12 protein-coding genes are annotated in these 16662 nt (G+C 71.6%); 7 read left to right on the top strand and 5 right to left on the bottom strand.

The annotated features are described in order from the left end of the window. The first annotated feature begins 37 nt into the window (after positions 1–37). On the top strand, positions 38–1399 hold the full coding sequence (locus AC07VM_RS18400) for a protein kinase family protein (protein ID WP_494912661.1): 1362 nt from the start codon (positions 38–40) through the stop codon (positions 1397–1399). Here AC07VM_RS18400 and AC07VM_RS18395 read toward each other — a convergent pair. Both AC07VM_RS18395 and AC07VM_RS18390 read right to left on the bottom strand, forming a co-directional pair. Beyond that, the gene (locus AC07VM_RS18395) at positions 1345–4857 is read right to left on the bottom strand and encodes an ATP-dependent helicase (RefSeq protein WP_494912659.1); all 3513 of its coding nucleotides are present in this window, start codon (positions 4855–4857) and stop codon (positions 1345–1347) included. The genes AC07VM_RS18400 and AC07VM_RS18395 overlap by 55 nt on opposite strands. After that, entirely contained in the window at positions 4854–8075 is a 3222-nt protein-coding gene (locus AC07VM_RS18390) for an ATP-dependent helicase (RefSeq protein WP_494912657.1), read from the bottom strand. Before AC07VM_RS18390 ends, AC07VM_RS18395 begins: the two co-directional genes overlap by 4 nt. Before the next feature lie 160 nt (positions 8076–8235). Here AC07VM_RS18390 and AC07VM_RS18385 point away from each other — a divergent pair, with 160 nt between their 5' ends. Together AC07VM_RS18385 and AC07VM_RS18380 are read left to right on the top strand one after the other, a co-directional pair. Continuing rightward, a complete protein-coding gene (locus AC07VM_RS18385) occupies positions 8236–8460 on the top strand; it encodes a DUF3107 domain-containing protein (protein ID WP_267417881.1) in 225 nt (74 codons plus the stop codon). Positions 8461–8467: 7 nt separating this feature from the next. Next, positions 8468–8755, top strand: coding sequence for a hypothetical protein (locus tag AC07VM_RS18380; protein WP_267417880.1), 288 nt, complete (start codon positions 8468–8470; stop codon positions 8753–8755). Between the two features lie 21 nt (positions 8756–8776). Here the strand turns inward: AC07VM_RS18380 and AC07VM_RS18375 are convergent, their stop codons facing one another. Beyond that, the gene (locus AC07VM_RS18375; RefSeq protein ID WP_267417879.1) at positions 8777–9490 is read right to left on the bottom strand and encodes a ferritin-like fold-containing protein; all 714 of its coding nucleotides are present in this window, start codon (positions 9488–9490) and stop codon (positions 8777–8779) included. Positions 9491–9686: 196 nt separating this feature from the next. Here AC07VM_RS18375 and AC07VM_RS18370 point away from each other — a divergent pair, with 196 nt between their 5' ends. Continuing rightward, on the top strand, positions 9687–11207 hold the full coding sequence (locus AC07VM_RS18370; RefSeq protein ID WP_494912655.1) for a DEAD/DEAH box helicase: 1521 nt from the start codon (positions 9687–9689) through the stop codon (positions 11205–11207). Positions 11208–11294: 87 nt separating this feature from the next. Here AC07VM_RS18370 and AC07VM_RS18365 read toward each other — a convergent pair whose 3' ends face one another. Further along, positions 11295–12212: a DUF817 domain-containing protein gene (locus tag AC07VM_RS18365; RefSeq protein ID WP_494912653.1), complete on the bottom strand. Its 918-nt coding sequence runs from the start codon at positions 12210–12212 to the stop codon at positions 11295–11297. Between the two features lie 63 nt (positions 12213–12275). Beyond that, positions 12276–13148, bottom strand: a complete 873-nt coding sequence (locus AC07VM_RS18360) for a PHP domain-containing protein (RefSeq protein WP_494912652.1) — start codon at positions 13146–13148, stop codon at positions 12276–12278. A gap of 98 nt (positions 13149–13246) precedes the next feature. Here AC07VM_RS18360 and AC07VM_RS18355 point away from each other — a divergent pair, with 98 nt between their 5' ends. Genes AC07VM_RS18355 through AC07VM_RS18345 form a run of 3 tightly spaced genes read left to right on the top strand, consistent with a single transcriptional unit; the run spans position 13247 to position 16653 of the window. Then, a complete protein-coding gene (locus tag AC07VM_RS18355; protein ID WP_494912651.1) occupies positions 13247–14269 on the top strand; it encodes an endonuclease/exonuclease/phosphatase family protein in 1023 nt (340 codons plus the stop codon). A gap of 37 nt (positions 14270–14306) precedes the next feature. Continuing rightward, positions 14307–15728, top strand: coding sequence for an aminopeptidase P family protein (locus AC07VM_RS18350; RefSeq protein ID WP_494912650.1), 1422 nt, complete (start codon positions 14307–14309; stop codon positions 15726–15728). 16 nt (positions 15729–15744) lie between these two features. Continuing rightward, positions 15745–16653 (top strand): phosphotransferase, encoded by a 909-nt coding sequence (locus AC07VM_RS18345; RefSeq protein ID WP_494912649.1) that lies wholly within the window; start codon positions 15745–15747, stop codon positions 16651–16653. The last annotated feature ends 9 nt before the right edge of the window (positions 16654–16662 follow it).

Here is a 16662-nt window from a genome sequence, read left to right as displayed (position 1 = left end):
AGGCGGGACCGCCCCTGAGCCGACCTACCCTGGGGGCATGGGACGCTCTCCTTTCACTCTAGCCGCGGCAGTGACCGCCGCACTGCCCGGGGCGGAGGTCACGGGTGCCCGCGGTCTGAGCGCGGACGGCGACGGACGATTCGACTCGGCGATCGCCTCGCTCGCCGACGGCCGTGAGCTCGCGATCCGCGTGGCGGACGACGACGAGACCGCGCGCGAGCTCGCCGCCGAGGCGATCGCGCTGCGTGCGCTGACCGACGGCGCCCGCGCCATGCTGCCCTTCCGCGCCCCCGCCTACATCGGCGAGACCCGACTCGGCGAGGGCCGTGCGCTCGTCACCGAGCTGCTCCCCGGATTCCAGATCGAGGCCGCGATGGTGCCCGCCGGGCGTGGCGCAGCGGAGTCCATGGGCGCCTCGATCGCGGCCGTGCACGGTCTGCCCACTTCTGTCGTCCGCGGGGCCGGCCTCGCCACCCGCTCCGCCGAGGAGACCCGTGCGGAGCTGGAGCGCCTGGTCGACACCGCCGCGGCCACCGGCCGGGTGCCCGCTCGTCTCACGGTCCGGTGGCGCGATGCGGTGGCCGATGACGACCTCTGGCGGTTCGAGTCCACCGTGATCCTGGGCGGCGTGCAGGCGACCTCGTTCCTGTTCGAGGACGACCCCGAGCGCGGCCCCGAGGTCGTGGGCGTCGTCGGCTGGCATGCGCTCTCGGTGGGTGACCCCGCGCTCGATCTCTCCTGGCTGTCCGCGGCGCCGGATGCCGCGGAGGACGTGCATGCCGCGTATGCCCGCTCCGTCGACCGTGCTCCGGACTCCGGCCTGGAGGTGCGCGCCCGCCTGCTCGCCGAGCTGGAGTTCGCCCGCTGGCTGGTGCACGGCGACGCGATGCACCGGCCCGACATCGTGGATGATGCCGCCGCGCTGCTGACCGCGCTCGCGGACGGACTGCACAGCGACGACCTGCGCATCATCGACGCCCGCGGCGCCGGCGTCGACTCCGCCCTCGACGCGCTGGACCGCGTCCCCAAGGACACGGTCGCCGACGTCGACACCTCGATGCACACCGACGCCTACAACCCCGAGGAGCTGTGGGCCGAGCCCGCCGAGACTCCCGATGCCGACGCCGAGACCGCGGCGCACGAGCCCCTGCCCGGTGCGAGCACGGACCAGCAGGACGACGACAGGGCCCACCGCGCGGAGATGCTGAACATCGAGACCGAGGACCTCTCCGGTGTCGCGAGCCTGTTCGCGGGCACCAGCGGCGCCGCAGGTGTCCGCGAGGACTCGCATCCCCTCCCGCCGCGTGCGGACGCCGAGTACGGCGACGAGGACTCGGACGAGGCTCAGCGCGCGGCCCGGGCGGCACTCCAGCGCTGGAAGAGCTCCTCCTCCGAGTAGACGCGATCGCCGCGGATGATCAGGTCGTCCGCCACGTAGTACAGCGCCACGTCGATGTCGTCCAGCGGCACGTCGAAGCGACGGTGATACGCGAGACGGTACAGCGCGAGCTGCAGCATGCGCTCCTCGCGCTCCTTCGCGGTGCGCGGAGCCCTGCCGGTCTTCCAGTCGACGATCTCGATGCGGTCACCGCGGTCGGCGCGCCGGTACACGGCGTCGAGCTTGCAGATGACGATGTGGGATCGGCCCTCCTCGGCGGGCTCGCGCATCCCGGCGCCGAGGGCGAAGTCGATCTCGATCTCGACCGCGATGGGCTTCAGCCCGCCCCATTCGCTGCGCTCGAAGGTCTCCTGCAACTCGGCGAGGTCGGCGGCATCCGCAGAGGAACCCGGACCGTCGGACGGTTCCACACCACCGGACTCGGGAGCGACGGGGAGCTCGTCCTCATCGATCTCCCAGAGCGCCTCGTCCACCCGGCTGCCGACCCCGACGAGTTCGGATCGCTGCTCCACCCACGCGTGGAAGAGGGTGCCGAGACGCGTCTGCCGATAGGGCCGCTCCGGCATCGGTCTGACGATCGACGACAGGGTGCCGGTGAAGTCGGTCACGTAGTCCTTGAACCTCGACGCCGGCACGCGTGTCGGCGCCTCGGCGTCGGTTCCACGCAGACGGGCGGCTCGCTCGGCCAACAGGCGGGTGAGCTCGATCGACGGCTCGGCGGTCCCGTCCCGCGCAGCGTCGTCGACGAGTGCCGCCGCCGCGGAGACCACGCCCCGTCGGGCACCCAGCGGGTCCAGCGGCCAGCTCAGGGTCGAGCCGGGGCCGTCGTACGGGTTGTCGTCCGGGTCGACGGTCTCGATCGGATCCAGCCCCTGCACCTCGATGGCCTCGACCAGGTACGGGCTGGGTGTGCGCGGGGCCTTCTGGCCCGCCCAGTGCGCGCCGCTGAGGAGCAGGTCGGACTTCGCCCGGGTGACCGCGACGTAGGCGAGACGGCGCTCCTCCTGCTGCTGGTAGGCGCGGTAGGCATCCTTGAAGCGCTTGAGCGCGCCCCCCTGCGGATTCGCCTTCGTGGCACCGCCGGACAGCGACGCCTGCGCGAGCTTCTGGCGCTTGCCGGGGTCGGCCTCTTCGCCCATCGCCTCGACCGGGTCCCACTCGAATCGGGGCAGGGCGTCGCGGTCACCACGCAGGGCGAAGGGCACCACGCCGAATCCGAACCAGCCCGACGTGTCGGAGACGCGACTGGGGAGTTCGTCGACCACGAGCCGCACCACCGCGACCGCGTCCCACTCCAGCCCCTTCGAGCCGTGGATGGTGAGCAGCTGCACGACCCCCGCCTCCGGGGGCTCGGGCCGCGGCATCAGCTCGTCGGTGCTCTCGGCCTTGTCGAGCCACGCCAGCAGACTGCCGATGCTGCCCCGCTCGTCGGCGGCGAGGAACGCGCGGACCTCGTCGGCGAACGCGCGCAGCTGCGTGGCGGCGATGCGTGCGGGGCCGCGGGTCTCGTTGGCCGCGAGCTCGATGTCGAGACGGAGCTCGAGCTCGATGAGGCGGATCAGCTCCGGGATCGGCTGCGAGGAGGCCCTCCGGAGCCGCTCCAGCATCTCCCCCGCCGCGCGGATCCGTGCGCGGCCGTCGGGCGTGATCGGCTCGAGCAGTCGGTAGTCGTCGCGGACCGCGCGCACCACGTCGACCGCGTCGATGATCGACACCGCCTCGTCGGCACCGCGCGAGGAGCGCAGCCGGGCCCGCACCTCCTCGGGGAGCGGCGCCATCGCGGTGTCGCGTTCGGAGAGGGTCCGCCCCAGGTCGTAGAGCGCCGCCATGTCGGCCACACCGACGCCGAAGCGCGGCCCGGTGAGCAGCCGGATGAGCGCCGATCCCGCGGTGGGATCGTGCACGACGCGGAGCGTGGAGACGACATCGACCACCTCCGGTGTCGCGAGGAGCCCGCCGAGTCCGAGGATGCGATGCGGGATGCCGCGCGCGGCGAGCGCTGCCGCGAATGTCTGCATGTGCCGCTTCGAGCGGAACAGGATCGCTCCGGTGTGCGGGCTCGCTCCGGACCCGGGCCCGGAGCCGCGGGCGTCATGCGCCGCGCGACGTTCGGCGAACCAGTCCGCCACCGCCGCGGCCTCCTCGTCGACCGTGAACGGGTACTTCACGGTCACGGTGCCCTCGCCCGCGCCGGGACGGGGCTCCAGGGGCGGCACGTCGAGTCCGGGCCGCTGGAGCGGTTCGAGCACCCGGTTGGCGATGCCGAGGATGCCGCGGTCGTTCCGCCAGCTCGTCATGAGGCTGTAGGTCTCCGCGGCACCCGAGCTCGAGAACGTCCTCGAGAAGGCGTAGAGGTTGTCGGCGCTGGCACCCCGCCAGCCGTAGATCGACTGGTGCGGATCGCCGACGGCCATGACCGCGGAGTCGCGGAACAGCTCCGCGAGGAAGCGCGTCTGGATGACCGACGTGTCCTGGTACTCGTCCAGCAGCACGACGCGGTGCTGTTCGCGGAGCTCGGCGCGCACATCGGGGGCGGACTCGACGATGTCGTAGGCGCCGCCCACCTGGTCGGCGAAGTCGAGCACCCCGCGCCGGGCCTTCTCGGCGATGTAGTCGCGGACGAGGCTCGCGAGCGTCGGCAGGCTCAGCAGGTTCACCGCCGCCTTCTCGACGTCGCCGTTGCCGCGATACGGCTCGAACGCGAGAGCCTGCTCACGCGCGATGCGCTCCGCCGACTCGAGGTCGACACGGTGATCCAGGGCGTCCCCGGCCAGGTGCTGCACGGCGTCGATGACGGTGCCGAGCGCGAAGTCGATGTTCTCCAGCTCGGGCAGGTCGCTGCGGAGCACGACCTCTCGCGCGAGCATCCAGGACGCGGCCTGGCTGAGCATCGCCACGTCCGGGTCCCGACCGATCCGCGCCGCGTGCTCGCGCACGATGCCGTCGGCGAAGGCGTTGTAGGTCGACACACGCGGTCGGATCATCAGGTCCTCGGCCGCCCGCGGTGCCGCAGGGTCCCATCCGGTCCCGTACTGCGCGGCGAGCTCATCGAGCACATGCGTGCGCACGAGTTCGCGCTGCCGCCCCGCCGCGGCCTCCTCGACCCGACGGAGAGAGCCCGTCGCCACGATCTCGGCCAAGTGCGGGAGCAGACCCCGTCGCCCGTACTCGTCGATGACGGCCAGTCGATGGCTGATCCGCTCCGCGAGTTCGCCGGCGGCCTTCCGCGTGAAGGTGAGCCCCAGGATCTCGTCGCGTCGCACGTGTCCGTTGGCGGCGAGCCACACGACTCGCCCGGACATCGTCTCGGTCTTGCCGCTCCCCGCGCCGGCCACGACGAGCGCGGGCTCCGGCGGCGCCTCGATCACCCGCTGCTGGGCGGGCGTCGGTGACGGCTGCCCGAGCGCCGCGGCGATGTCGGTCGCCGAGATGCCCTCGCCGCCGCTCCAGCCGGTCACGAGCTCACCGCCGGCACCGTATGGATGCGGCAGGGATGCACCCGGCGCTGCGTGTCGGCGCAGTGGGACTCGACCTGCGCGGTGAAGCTCGACGCGGACATGCCGCGCGCCGCATCCGACACGCGCCGCAGGAACGCCGTCCGCGAGTCGTCGTCGAGCGTGTGCTGGTGGGCGATGCGGTAGTCGCTCTTGGCGAGGGTCTTGGAGACGATCACGAGGCGGGCGCCCGCCAGCGATGTCGGCGGCGCGCCCTCCACGAGCCCCTGCTGGACGGCAACCTGATACGCCGCGAGCTGCGCGTGCTCGAGCACCCCGGAGTCCGACTCGGGGTCGTTCTTCCCGGTCTTCAGGTCGACGACGACCGTCGGCCCCTCCGCCCCTCCGGACATGGGCTCCCACCCGCGGCCCCGCGCGTGCGGGTGCTCGCCCGCGTTCGGCGGATAGGCCTCGACGCGGTCGATATACCCGTGGATCACGGCCTGATTCGCCCGGTCCTCCCCCACCGGGTGCACGGCGAGCGCAGCGTCGGCGGCGTCCTCGGGCGCGACGTCGACGGCGAACCGGAACTCCACCTCGCTCCCGATCACCCGCCCTCCCTCGCGGCGCACATCGCCGAGGTAGCTGTGCAGACGGCCGACCAGCAGGTCTGCGCGCCGTCGCTCCTTCCGGCCGATCCATTCGGTCTCGAAGTCGAGCTCGGGCCAGTGCTCGGCGACGATCGCCCGCATCCGCTCCAGGTCTCCGTCCGGGACGCGCTCCATCGCCTCGTGCACGATCGTGCCGATCCCGGCCGTGGGCGGCATCACGGTGTCGCCGCCGAGGGAGGACACGACCCAGTTGAGCCCGCACTCCTCGTACGACTCCATCTTCGACGGCGAGACCCGTGCGCCCGCGACGGCGAGATCGCGCAGCGGAGCGTCCGTCGACGCGGGCGTCACCCCGTACCACTCGGCAGAGTCCGCACCCGGCACGCCCTCGCGCCCGAGGACGGCGAGCTGTTCCGCCGCGGCCCGGCGCGTCGACTCCGACATGGCCGTGGTGAGCGTGCGCCGATGCCGGGCCACGAGCCCGCGCAGGGTGAGGGGGTGCTCGGCGGACGCGTGGCGCTCCGGCGGTTCCGGCGCGGGCAGGAAGCCGAAGAACGGGCTGGGCGTCAGGTCGTCGTCGTCCACGGCCGTGATCAGCAGGCGCTCGCGGGCGCGGGACACGGCGCGCACGAACAGGCGCAGCTCGTCGTGCAGAGCCGCGCGACGACGGTCGAGCACGCCCGGCGGCTCGATGCTCACGCCGGTGCGCGCGGCCTGGATCGCATCGGCCAGACGCCAGGTCTGCAGCAGCCCCCCGCGCAGCCGGACGTTCGGCCAGACGCCGTCCTGCACCCCGGCGACGACGACGGCGTCGAACTCCGTCCCCAACGCGGTGGCCGGGGTCAGCAGCGTGACCTTCCCCGGGCGTTCCGGCGTCGACAGCGAGTCCTCCGGGACCTCGCTGTCGAGGATGTCCCGCACGAACGTCTCCGGCCTCTCGTTCGGGGTGCGCTCGACGAAGCGCTTGGCGGCGTCGAACAGCGCCACCAGGGCATCGAGCGAGCGCGCGGTCTCTGCACCGGTCGACAGCTGCGAGATCTCGCGCCAGGCGACCTGCAGTCGTCGACCGTCGACGGCGCGCGCCTGATCCCAGACGCGCCACAGCAGGTCGTGGATCGTCTCGCCCGACCCCGCGGCGAGCGCGACCGCCTCGATCGTCTCGGCGAAGCGCTCGGCCGTGCGGGACTCCGGGGCGTCGATCAGCGTGAGGTGCGCGGGGTTCGCCATGGCCTGGCGCAGCAGCTCGCGCGCCGGGGTCGAGCCGCCCTGTTCGAGCTCGACGTGGCGCAGTCGGGCGCGCAGCCTTCGCAGGCCGATCGCGTCCATGCCGCCGAACGGCGTGCGCAGAGCCTCCTCCAGCGCCTCCGAGGTGCGCTCCTCGACCGGGGTCAGCGCCAGGCGCACGATGCCGACGATTTCGCGGACGATGCCCTCGCTGCCGAGGGGGCGCTGCACGCCGGCCGCGCGGGTCGGGATCTCGCGGGCGGCGAGCTCGGTCTCGAGCGTGGTCACCTGACGCGTGTCGTGCGCGATGACCGCCATCCGATCCCAGCGCACGCCGCCGGACAGGTGCCAGTCCCGCATCACGCCGGCGATCCGGTCGAGCTCTTCGTAGGGCGAGGGCGCGACGAACCTGGAGACCCGGGCGTCGACCTCGTCCGCCGTCACGGGCACGGGCGCCCGACGATGTTCGACACGGCCGGATACGCCGATCGCCTGCGTCACGGTGCGCGTGAGAGCGGTGAGCGCCGGCCGCTGACGGTGCGCGCCGTCGAGCACGTGCACCTCGCCCAGCGCACCGGCCAGCTGCGCGAACAGCTCGGGACTCGCCCCGCGGAACGAGCCGGACGAGATGTCGGGATCGCCGAACGCCAGCACCGCGATACCGCGGCTGCGCAGCGCCCGGACCACCGCGATCCCTCCGCGCGTGAGCTCCTGCGCATCGTCGATCAGCACCACGCGCAGCGGCGCGAGCGGACCGAGCGTCGCCGCATCCGCCGCCTGCAGGATCGTGCTCGCCTCGCTCAGGAGGTCGGCGGCGTCGCGGTGCGCCGCACGCAGCGCGTCCAGCACGGCGCGGTACTCGACGAGGAACTCCGCGGTCGCGGCCCACACCTCGTTGCCGGAGTCGCGGAGTTCGTCCGGATGCACGCCGATCTCGGTGCACTCCGCGAGGAAAGCCCGCAGCTCCGAGCGGAAGCCCTTTGACGCGCGCACCGAGGCGCTCAGTGCCTCGGGCCAGGGGATGCGTCCGTCCTCCGCGTCGCCGGCGAGCAGATCCGCGATGATGCGGTCCTGATCGGCACCGGTGAGCAGTGCGGGCGGCTCGGCGCCCTCGCGCACCATCGCCCCGCGGACCACCTGGAACGCGAAGGAGCCCAGTGAGCGTGCCAGGGGGCCCGGTGTGGCCTGTCCGATCCGCACGCCGATCCGGTCGCGCAGCGCGGTCGCGGCCTGGCGGCTCGGCGTGAGCGCGAGCACCTGCTCCGGTCGCATCCGCTCGACGTCGAGCAGGTGCACCACACGGTCGACGAGCGTGCGCGTCTTGCCGGTGCCCGGTGCGCCGATGATGACGCCGGAGGCGGTCGGCTCGGCGGCGATCACAGCTCGCTGAGCGGCATCCGGTGTCATGTGCTCCACGCTATCCGGACGCGGGGACATCCTCGCCCGTCCGCGCGCGACGCACCGGCGACGGCGCTGTGCGCTCACGGCGAAACCGGCTCCGACGGCCGATCCCGCCCGGCGCGCGCGGGGTAGAGTTGGCGCAGTCCCCGAACTTCAAGGAGCACGCGTGGAAATCCGCATCGGCATCATCAACACCGGCCGCGAACTGAGCTTCGACACCGGCGCGACCGCGGACGAGGTCCGCACCCAGGTCTCCACGGCACTGGAGCAGAACGCGACGCACGTGAACTTCGCCGATGTGAAGGGCAACTCCTACATCGTCCCGACCGCGAACCTCGCCTACATCGAGCTGGGCACCGAGGAATCGCGTCGCGTCGGCTTCGTCGCCTGATCAGACGATGTACATCCTCCTCGCACTCATCGGCGCGTGCGCACTGGGCATCGCCGCGCACTTCCTGATCCGCGACCGCGAGCTCCGCGGCGTGGCGCTCACTCCGGCGATCGCGACGGCCGTCTCGGCCCTCGCCTACACCGGGCTGCAGTGGGCGGGTGTCGGCGAGGACAGCATCTGGCTGTGGCTCGCGAGCGTGCTCGGCGCCGCGGTGGTCGCGGCACTGGCGACGATGGCCCTCACCGGACTGCGCAAGCGCTCCGACGCCACCGCCCGGGCCGCGCTCGGCATCTGACCGGCCACCCGGAGTCAGGTTCTAGGACGCGAGTCCCATCGCGTCCATGCGTCGCGCGTGCGCACCCATGAGCTCGGTGTACACCGGCTCGATGCGCTCCTCCTCGACGGCCAGCAGCTCCGGACGCAGCGCGGAGCGGCAGACGAGGATGGTGTCGCCGACGAGTCGGCGCGCCCACATGGACAGCAGCGAGCGCCACTCCTCGTCGCTCTCGATCGTCTCCTGGATGATCGCCACGATCTCGTGCCGGGCGTCGTCCTCGCGGAGGATCTCGGCCACGCGGCGACCGGTGTCCCCGTAGCTGGAGGCGAGGGCGAGGTAGAAGTCGTCGAGCATCCCGGCCGTGATGTAGACGGCCAGCAGGGTCTCCCGGGGCCGCGCGCCGATGGTCTTGCGCCGGAACGCGTCGAGGTTCTCCCGGAACGGGAGCATCACCTGCGTCGGGTCGTCGCCGCGCTCGGCGATGAGGTCGACGATGCCCCGATGCTTCGTCAGCGCCGCGCCGGCCGCACGCGACAGGGCCTCCTTCTCGGAGAGCTCGGGCGTCGCCCGGATCAGTCGCGTCAGGGTCTCGAAGTACCCGAGCTGCAGATAGGCGGCCTGACCGAGGAAGCGATCGAGCTCCGGGGCCAGCTCGGCGAAGTCGACACGCGTCGCATCGCCCTGGTCTCCCCTGCTGCGCAGAGCGAGGGTGCGCCGAGGCGCGTCATCGCGCTGCCAGAACCACTTAACCACGAGGTCGTCCTCCCGAGTCCACCACGTCGTTCACAATACTCGTGCGCGGCTGTCCTTCCGGGTCGGTACCACCCCTCGGGTAGGCTGGGCGTGTCCCCGCCGTCGGAGCGGGGCCCCGCGCCTGTGGCACAAGAGACGGCGTGGATCCGTTTACGTGGCGATCCCCCAGGGTCGCCGGACAGGCAATCTGAATAAAGTGACAACTTTCGCCGATCTCGGCATCGATCAGGACATCGTCGACGCACTCGCGGCCAAGGGCATCGTGGATGCGTTCCCGATCCAGGAGCAGACCATCCCCCTCGGCCTTCCGGGGCAGGACATCATCGGCCAGGCGAAGACCGGAACGGGAAAGACCTTCGGGTTCGGCATCCCCGTCGTCCAGCGTCTCGGCAAGGACCCGGAGCACGGCGTCAAGGCGCTCATCGTGGTGCCGACCCGCGAGCTCGCGGTGCAGGTGTACGAAGACATCGACCTGCTCACCAGCAACCGCTCCACCAGCGTCGTCGCCATCTACGGCGGCAAGGCGTACGAGGGCCAGATCGACCAGCTCAAGGCCGGCGCGCAGATCGTCGTCGGAACCCCGGGCCGTCTGATCGACCTCGCAGGCCAGCGTCTGCTCGACCTCTCGAACGCGACCGAGGTCGTGCTCGACGAGGCCGACAAGATGCTCGACCTCGGCTTCCTCGCCGACATCGAGAAGATCTTCCAGAAGGTCCCCGCGGTCCGTCACACGCAGCTGTTCTCGGCGACCATGCCCGGCCCGATCGTCGCGCTGGCCCGTCGTTTCATGACGAACCCGATCCACATCCGCGCGAACGACCCCGACGAGGGCCTCACGCAGGCGAACATCAAGCACCTCGTCTACCGCGCGCACTCGATGGACAAGGACGAGGTCATCGCCCGCATCCTGCAGGCCGAGGGCCGCGGCAAGACCGTGATCTTCACGCGCACCAAGCGCGCGGCGCAGCGTCTCGTCGACGAGCTCGGCGACCGCGGCTTCAACGTGGGCGGCGTGCACGGTGACATGGGCCAGGATCAGCGCGAGCGCTCCATGGCCGCCTTCAAGGCCGGCAAGCGCGACGTGCTCGTGGCGACCGACGTCGCCGCGCGCGGCATCGACGTCGACGACGTGACCCACGTGATCAACCACACGATCCCCGACGAGGACAAGACGTACCTGCACCGCGCCGGTCGTACCGGCCGCGCGGGCAAGACCGGCATCGCGGTCACCTTCGTCGACTGGGAGGACCTGCACAAGTGGGCCCTCATCAACCGCGCTCTCGAGTTCGGCCAGCCCGAGCCGGTCGAGACCTACTCCTCGAGCCCGCACCTGTACGAGGACCTCGACATCCCCCAGGGCACGAAGGGCCGCCTCGTGACGGCGCCGAAGACCGAGTCCGTGAGGACCGAGCGCACGCGTCGCCCCGAGCGGGCCGCGGATGCCGCAGCCGAGGGCACCGACGAGGGCGGGACCCGTCGTCGCCGCCGTCGCCGCAACAGCACCACCCCGGTCGGGTCGACCTTCGCCGAGGGCGCTGCCGACGCGGGCTCCGGTGAGGGCCAGTCCGCTCCCGCCGCCGATCGCGGCGCCGAGGGCGCGGGCACGCACGACGGTGCCGGCAAGGAGCACCACGACGGCAAGCCGGCTCCGGCCCGCCGTCGCCGTCGCCGTCGCGGCGGTTCGGGTGCGGGTGCCGCTCCGGTCGCCGGAGCCTGACCACCGCTTCGAAGGGCGCATGTCGCCGGATCATCTTCCGGCCGCATGCGCCCTTTCGCGTGTCCGGCACTCGATGCCGGACGCGCTTCACCGGACGTCGGTCGGTTTCGTCCCGGCGCCGTCCCGCGCGACCGTGACACGGCCCTCACCCCGCACGGACGCCGGCACCTGGGGCGGGTAGACCCAGGCGACGAGCACGACCGAGATGATCATCAGCAGGAACCAGGAGCTGAGCTTGCTGAGCGAGACCGGTTGCCATCCCCCGACCTGATCGGGATAGGCCCACGCCCCCGCCCAGGTGCCGATGTTCTCGGCGAAGTAGATGAACACCGCGACCCCGGCGAACACCACGAGCAGCGGCAGCCTGATCGTGCGGCGCCACACCCGCGCGTGCATGACGGTGGGCAGCCACAGGAGCACGACACCGGCGAGCAGCACCCAGCGGGCGTCCCACCACCAGTGGTGCGCGAAGAAGTTGAGGTAGATGGCCACCGCCAGGATCGCCGTCATCCAGCGGCGCGGGTACCTCGTGAAGCCCAGGTCGAACAGTCGGTAGACGCGCACCATGTACGAGCCGACCGCCGCATACATGAACCCCGTGAAGAGCGGGACCCCGCCGATGCGCAGGATGCCGTCCGCGGCATACGCCCAGGAACCGACGTCCGTCTTGAAGAGCTCCATGACGGTGCCGGTGAGGTGGAACAGGACGATGACCCACAGCTCGCGCCCGCTCTCCAGCCGGAACACGAGCATCGCGACCTGGATGAGGACCGCGGCGATGGTGAGCGCGTCGTTGCGGGCGACCACCGCGTCATCGGGGTACCAGAGCCGGGCGGCGACGATCGCGAGCAGCAGCGCCGCACCGAAGATGCACGCCCACGCCTGTTTGAGGACGAACACCGCGAACTCGATCAGGCCGGCGCGGATGCCGTTCGCCGGGGCGCCGAGGAGGACGCGGTGAGCGATCGCATCGACGCGGCGCTCCAGGGAAGTCGCTCGCTGCATGCCTCGGACGGTATCGGTCCCGTTCGACAGTCGGCAGGGAGATGCCCGACAGTCTGCCGAGGATCAGGGGTGGCGCGGGGCAGTGCCGCTGCCGCGTGCTATGAGGCGGGCCACCATCTCGTCGGAGGTGGTGTTCTCCCCCGGACGGTTCGGCTTGCCCGTGCCGTGGTAGTCGCTCGACCCGGTGACGATGAGGTCGTGCTTCGCGGCGATCTCGTGCAGCATCCGCTTGCCCGCCTCGGTGTTCTCGCGGTGGTCGATCTCGAAGCCGCCGAGGCCGGCCGCGATCAGCTTCTCGATGAACGGCACGGGCATCATGCGGTCGCGACCCGCGGTGACGGGGTGGGCGATGATCGCCACTCCCCCGGCCTCGGTGATCAGGCGGACGGCGGTCAGCGGATCGGGCGCGTAGTGCGGCTCGTAGTAGCCCTCGCGCGGGTGCAGGATGCCGTCGAACGCCTCGGTGCGATCGCGCACGATGCCGCGCGCGACGAGGGCGTCGGCGATGTGCGGCCTGCCCACGGTCGCGTCGAGCGTCGTCTGCGCGACCACGTCGTCCCAGTGCAGGTCGTAGTCCCGTCCGATGTTGCGCACGATCCGCTCGGCACGTCCGATCCGGTCCCCGCGGATGCGGTCCGTCTCGGCGCGCAGGGCATCGTCCGCGGGATCGAAGAGATAGCCGAGCACGTGCACGCTGCGCCACTCGTGCTTCGCCGACAGCTCCATGCCGGGGATGAACGTCATCCCGAGCGCGACGGCGGCATCTCCCGCCTCGCCCCAGCCGGTGGAGCGGTCGTGATCGGTGAGGGCCATCGTGCGGACACCGGCCGCGTGGGCCTGCGCGACCACCTCCGCAGGGGACTCCGTGCCATCGGAATGGTTGGAGTGCAGGTGCAGGTCGGCGGGACCGGCGAACCCGGCGGACGGAAGGGCCATCCTCCGAGCGTACCGAGCGACGCCCTCACCGGACGCGAGACGCACGGAGCACGGTGTCGGGGAGGGACTTCACAGGCGGTCCTTCTAGGCTTGAAGGGATGTTTCGACTACTGGGGATCCTCTTCACCGTCCTGCTCGCGATCGCGACGGCGATCGTGGTGTGGCCGCAGTTCTTCCACCTCGAGCAGACGTATCCGTTCGCGCAGCTCGTGGCGGCGCGGGGCCTGGTCCTCGGCGGATTCCTGATCGTCGCGTTCCTCGCGCTCCTGCTGCTGTTCGCCCGCCCGCTGCGCGGCTTCGCGGCCTCGGTGCTGATCGTCGCGCTGTTGGGCGCGGCCGCCACCGGGCTGATCGGCGCCACCCGCGGTTTCGGCACGACGGCTTTGCCGGCGAAGACCGACAGCAGCATCCGCGTCCTCACCTGGAACACCGCGGGCGAGGCCGTGTCGGCCGAGCAGATCGCGCAGCAGATCCTCGACCAGGGAGCGGACATCGTCGCGCTCCCGGAGACGACCGAGGCCGTCGGCGAGCGCATCGCGATCATGCTCCGCGAGCAGGGCCACCCGATGTGGGTGCATCACGTGCAGTTCCGTCCCGATGTGCAGGACGGTCCGCAGTCGTGGCAGACCACCGTGCTGGTCGCGCCCGATCTCGGCGAGTACGCGGTGATCGAGTCGTCCAAGGACGGGTCGAACAACACGGGCTCGGTGCCGAGCGTGGTGCTCATGCCGATCGACGGGTCCGGTCCCACGGTCGTCGCCGTGCACGCGGTCGCGCCGCGCATGGAGGAGATGCAGCAGTGGCAGAGCGACCTGCAGTGGATCGCCGATCAGTGCCCGCAGGGCGACTTCATCCTCGCCGGTGACTCCAACGCGACCATCGACCACATGGCCCCTCTCGGCGTGGACGGCGGGGACATCGGCTACTGCCGTGACGTCGCGTCCCGCACCGGCAACGGTCTGACCGGCACCTGGCCGAGTTCGCTCCCCGCCCTGGCCGGTGCCCCGATCGACCACGTGATGGCGTCCGCGAACTGGAGGCCCACGGGCTCGGTCGTCCTCGACGACGCGGGCGGCAGCGACCACCGCGCGCTGGTCGTGCAGCTCGAACCCGCCGGCTGAGCTCCCGTCCTCGCCCGGCAGGTGACAGACTGGAGGGATGAGCACCGCAGAGCGCGACACGATCGCAGAAGCCCCCGTCGAAGCATCCGCGGAGAACAGCACCACGAACCGCAAGCAGCCCTTCCCCCAGGGCTTCCTCGACACCATCTCGACCGGCTGGGCCGAGCGTCCCGAGACGCAGCCGGCGCCCCGCGCCCAGGCGTCGTACGCGGCCGTCCGCCGCGCGGCGGTCTCTGCGGCGTTCCCGGGCAAGCGGCTCGTCATCCCGGCCGGCTCGCTGAAGCAGCGCAGCAACGACACCGACTACGTGTTCCGCGCGCACTCCGCCTTCGCGCACCTCACCGGGTGGGCATCGGACGCCGAGCCCGACTCGGTCCTCGTCTTCGCGCCGACGGACGCCGGACACGACATCACCCTCTTCTTCCGTGAGCGCGCCGACCGCACGACGACGGAGTTCTACGCCGACGCCACGATCGGCGAGTTCTGGATCGGCCCGCGCCCGTCCCTCGCCGGCGTCGCAGCCGACCTCGACATCGCGACCGACCACCTGCACGAGCTCGAGGCCGTGGAGGGCGAGCTGGTGCTCGACGAGGATGAGGCGCTCACCCGCTTCGTCTCGGAGCTGCGCCTCATCAAGGACGAGTTCGAGATCGCCGAGATGCGCCGCGCCGTCGAGATCACGGCCGACGGCTTCGACGACATCATCCGCGAGCTCCCCGCAGCGACCGCCCACGCCCGGGGCGAGCGCGTGGTGGAGGGCGTCTTCCACCGTCGCGCCCGCGAGGACGGCAACGGCGAGGGCTACGACACGATCGCCGCCTCCGGTCCGCACGCCTGCTACCTGCACTGGACGCGCAACGACGGCACGGTGGTCCCGGGCGACCTGATCCTCGTGGATGCCGGCGTCGAGGCCGACAGCCTGTACACCGCCGACATCACCCGCACCCTGCCCGTCTCCGGCACCTTCACCGAGGTGCAGCGTCGTGTGTACGAGACGGTCCGCGAGGCGGCGGATGCAGCCTTCGCCGCGGCACGCGTGGGCGTCCGGTTCCGCGATGTGCACGCGGCCGCCATGAAGGTCATCGCCGAGCGTACGGCCGAGTGGGGCCTGCTGCCGGTGACGGCGGACGAGGCACTCGACGCCGACAAGGGCGGCCAGCACCGCCGCTACATGGTGCACGGCACCTCGCACCACCTCGGCATCGACGTGCACGACTGCGCCCAGGCCCGTCGGGAGATGTACTACGACGGCATCCTGGCCCCGGGCATGGTGTTCACGATCGAGCCCGGACTCTACTTCCAGATCGACGACCTCACGGTGCCCGCCGAACTGCGCGGCATCGGCGTGCGCATCGAGGACGACATCCTGATGAACGAGGACGGCCCCGTGAACCTGTCGGCCGACATCCCGCGCACGGCTGACGAGGTCGAGGCGTGGATCGCCCAGCTGCAGGGCTGACGACGACGGTTCCGAGGTGCACGACGCCGAGCTCGCGGTCGACGACGCCCTGGCCCGCGCGCTGATCGAGGAGTCTTTCCCCGAGCTCGGAACGACGGCCCTGACCCGGGTCCGCACGGCCGGAACCGTGAACACGATCATCAGGGTCGGCGATGACCTCGTCGCCCGGTTCCCTCTCCTTCCCGCCGAACACGCGGATCTGGAGCATGAGGCCGAGGCCATGACGGCGTTCGCGGCGGTCTGTCCGGTCCCGACACCACGTCCTCGCGGCGTCGGGACCGGGACCGAGGCGTATCCGTCCGCGTGGTCGCTCCAGACCTGGATTCCCGGCGACACCGCGCGCCCCGAGGCCTATGCCGGGTCCGCATCGCTCGCGCAGGACCTGGCCACCGTGATCCTCGCGCTGCGGGCGCTCGATCCCGGCGATCGGGTGTTCGACGGGCAGGGGCGGGGCGGCGATCTCACCGAGCACGACGAGTGGGTGGGGACGTGCCTGGCGAAGAGTGGCCATCTGCTGGACGTGCCGTCGGCGTCGCGGCTGTGGGCATCGCTGCGGATGCTTCCTCCGGAGGGACCGCTCGCCATGAGCCACCGCGACCTGATCCCCTACAACCTGCTCGTCGCCGGCCGTGACGGCGAGACCCGGCTCACGGGGATCCTCGACGGCGGCGCGTTCGGTGCGGCCGATCGGGCTCTCGACCTCGTCTGCGCCTGGCACCTCTTCGATTCGCCGGTGCGACGGGTGCTGCGCAACAGCCTCGGTTCCGGCGACCTCGAGTGGCGGCGCGGCGCCGCGTGGGCGTTCGTCCAGGCGATCGGGCTCGGCTGGTACTACGAGGAGTCGAATCCGGACATGAGCGCGCTCGGACTCTCCACCCTGCAACGGTTGCTGACGGATCCGGAGCTGTCCGCACGGATCGGGTGACGAGCTGAC

Source organism: Microbacterium sp. GW821-FHT01D02, from assembly GCF_059422585.1.
The sequence above is the reverse complement of the archived record's forward strand: the minus strand, read 5'-3'. Positions and strand labels throughout refer to the sequence as shown.

Excerpts from the sequence above, each read along its gene's own strand:
- AC07VM_RS18350 (WP_494912650.1), top strand. The coding sequence starts at position 14,307 with ATGAGCACCGCAGAGCGCGACACGATCGCAGAAGCCCCCGTCGAAGCA.
- AC07VM_RS18360 (WP_494912652.1), bottom strand. The coding sequence starts at position 13,148 with ATGGCCCTTCCGTCCGCCGGGTTCGCCGGTCCCGCCGACCTGCACCTG.
- AC07VM_RS18390 (WP_494912657.1), bottom strand. The coding sequence starts at position 8,075 with ATGACACCGGATGCCGCTCAGCGAGCTGTGATCGCCGCCGAGCCGACC.
- AC07VM_RS18380 (WP_267417880.1), top strand. The coding sequence starts at position 8,468 with ATGTACATCCTCCTCGCACTCATCGGCGCGTGCGCACTGGGCATCGCC.
- AC07VM_RS18365 (WP_494912653.1), bottom strand. The coding sequence starts at position 12,212 with ATGCAGCGAGCGACTTCCCTGGAGCGCCGCGTCGATGCGATCGCTCAC.
- AC07VM_RS18355 (WP_494912651.1), top strand. The coding sequence starts at position 13,247 with ATGTTTCGACTACTGGGGATCCTCTTCACCGTCCTGCTCGCGATCGCG.
- AC07VM_RS18400 (WP_494912661.1), top strand. The coding sequence starts at position 38 with ATGGGACGCTCTCCTTTCACTCTAGCCGCGGCAGTGACCGCCGCACTG.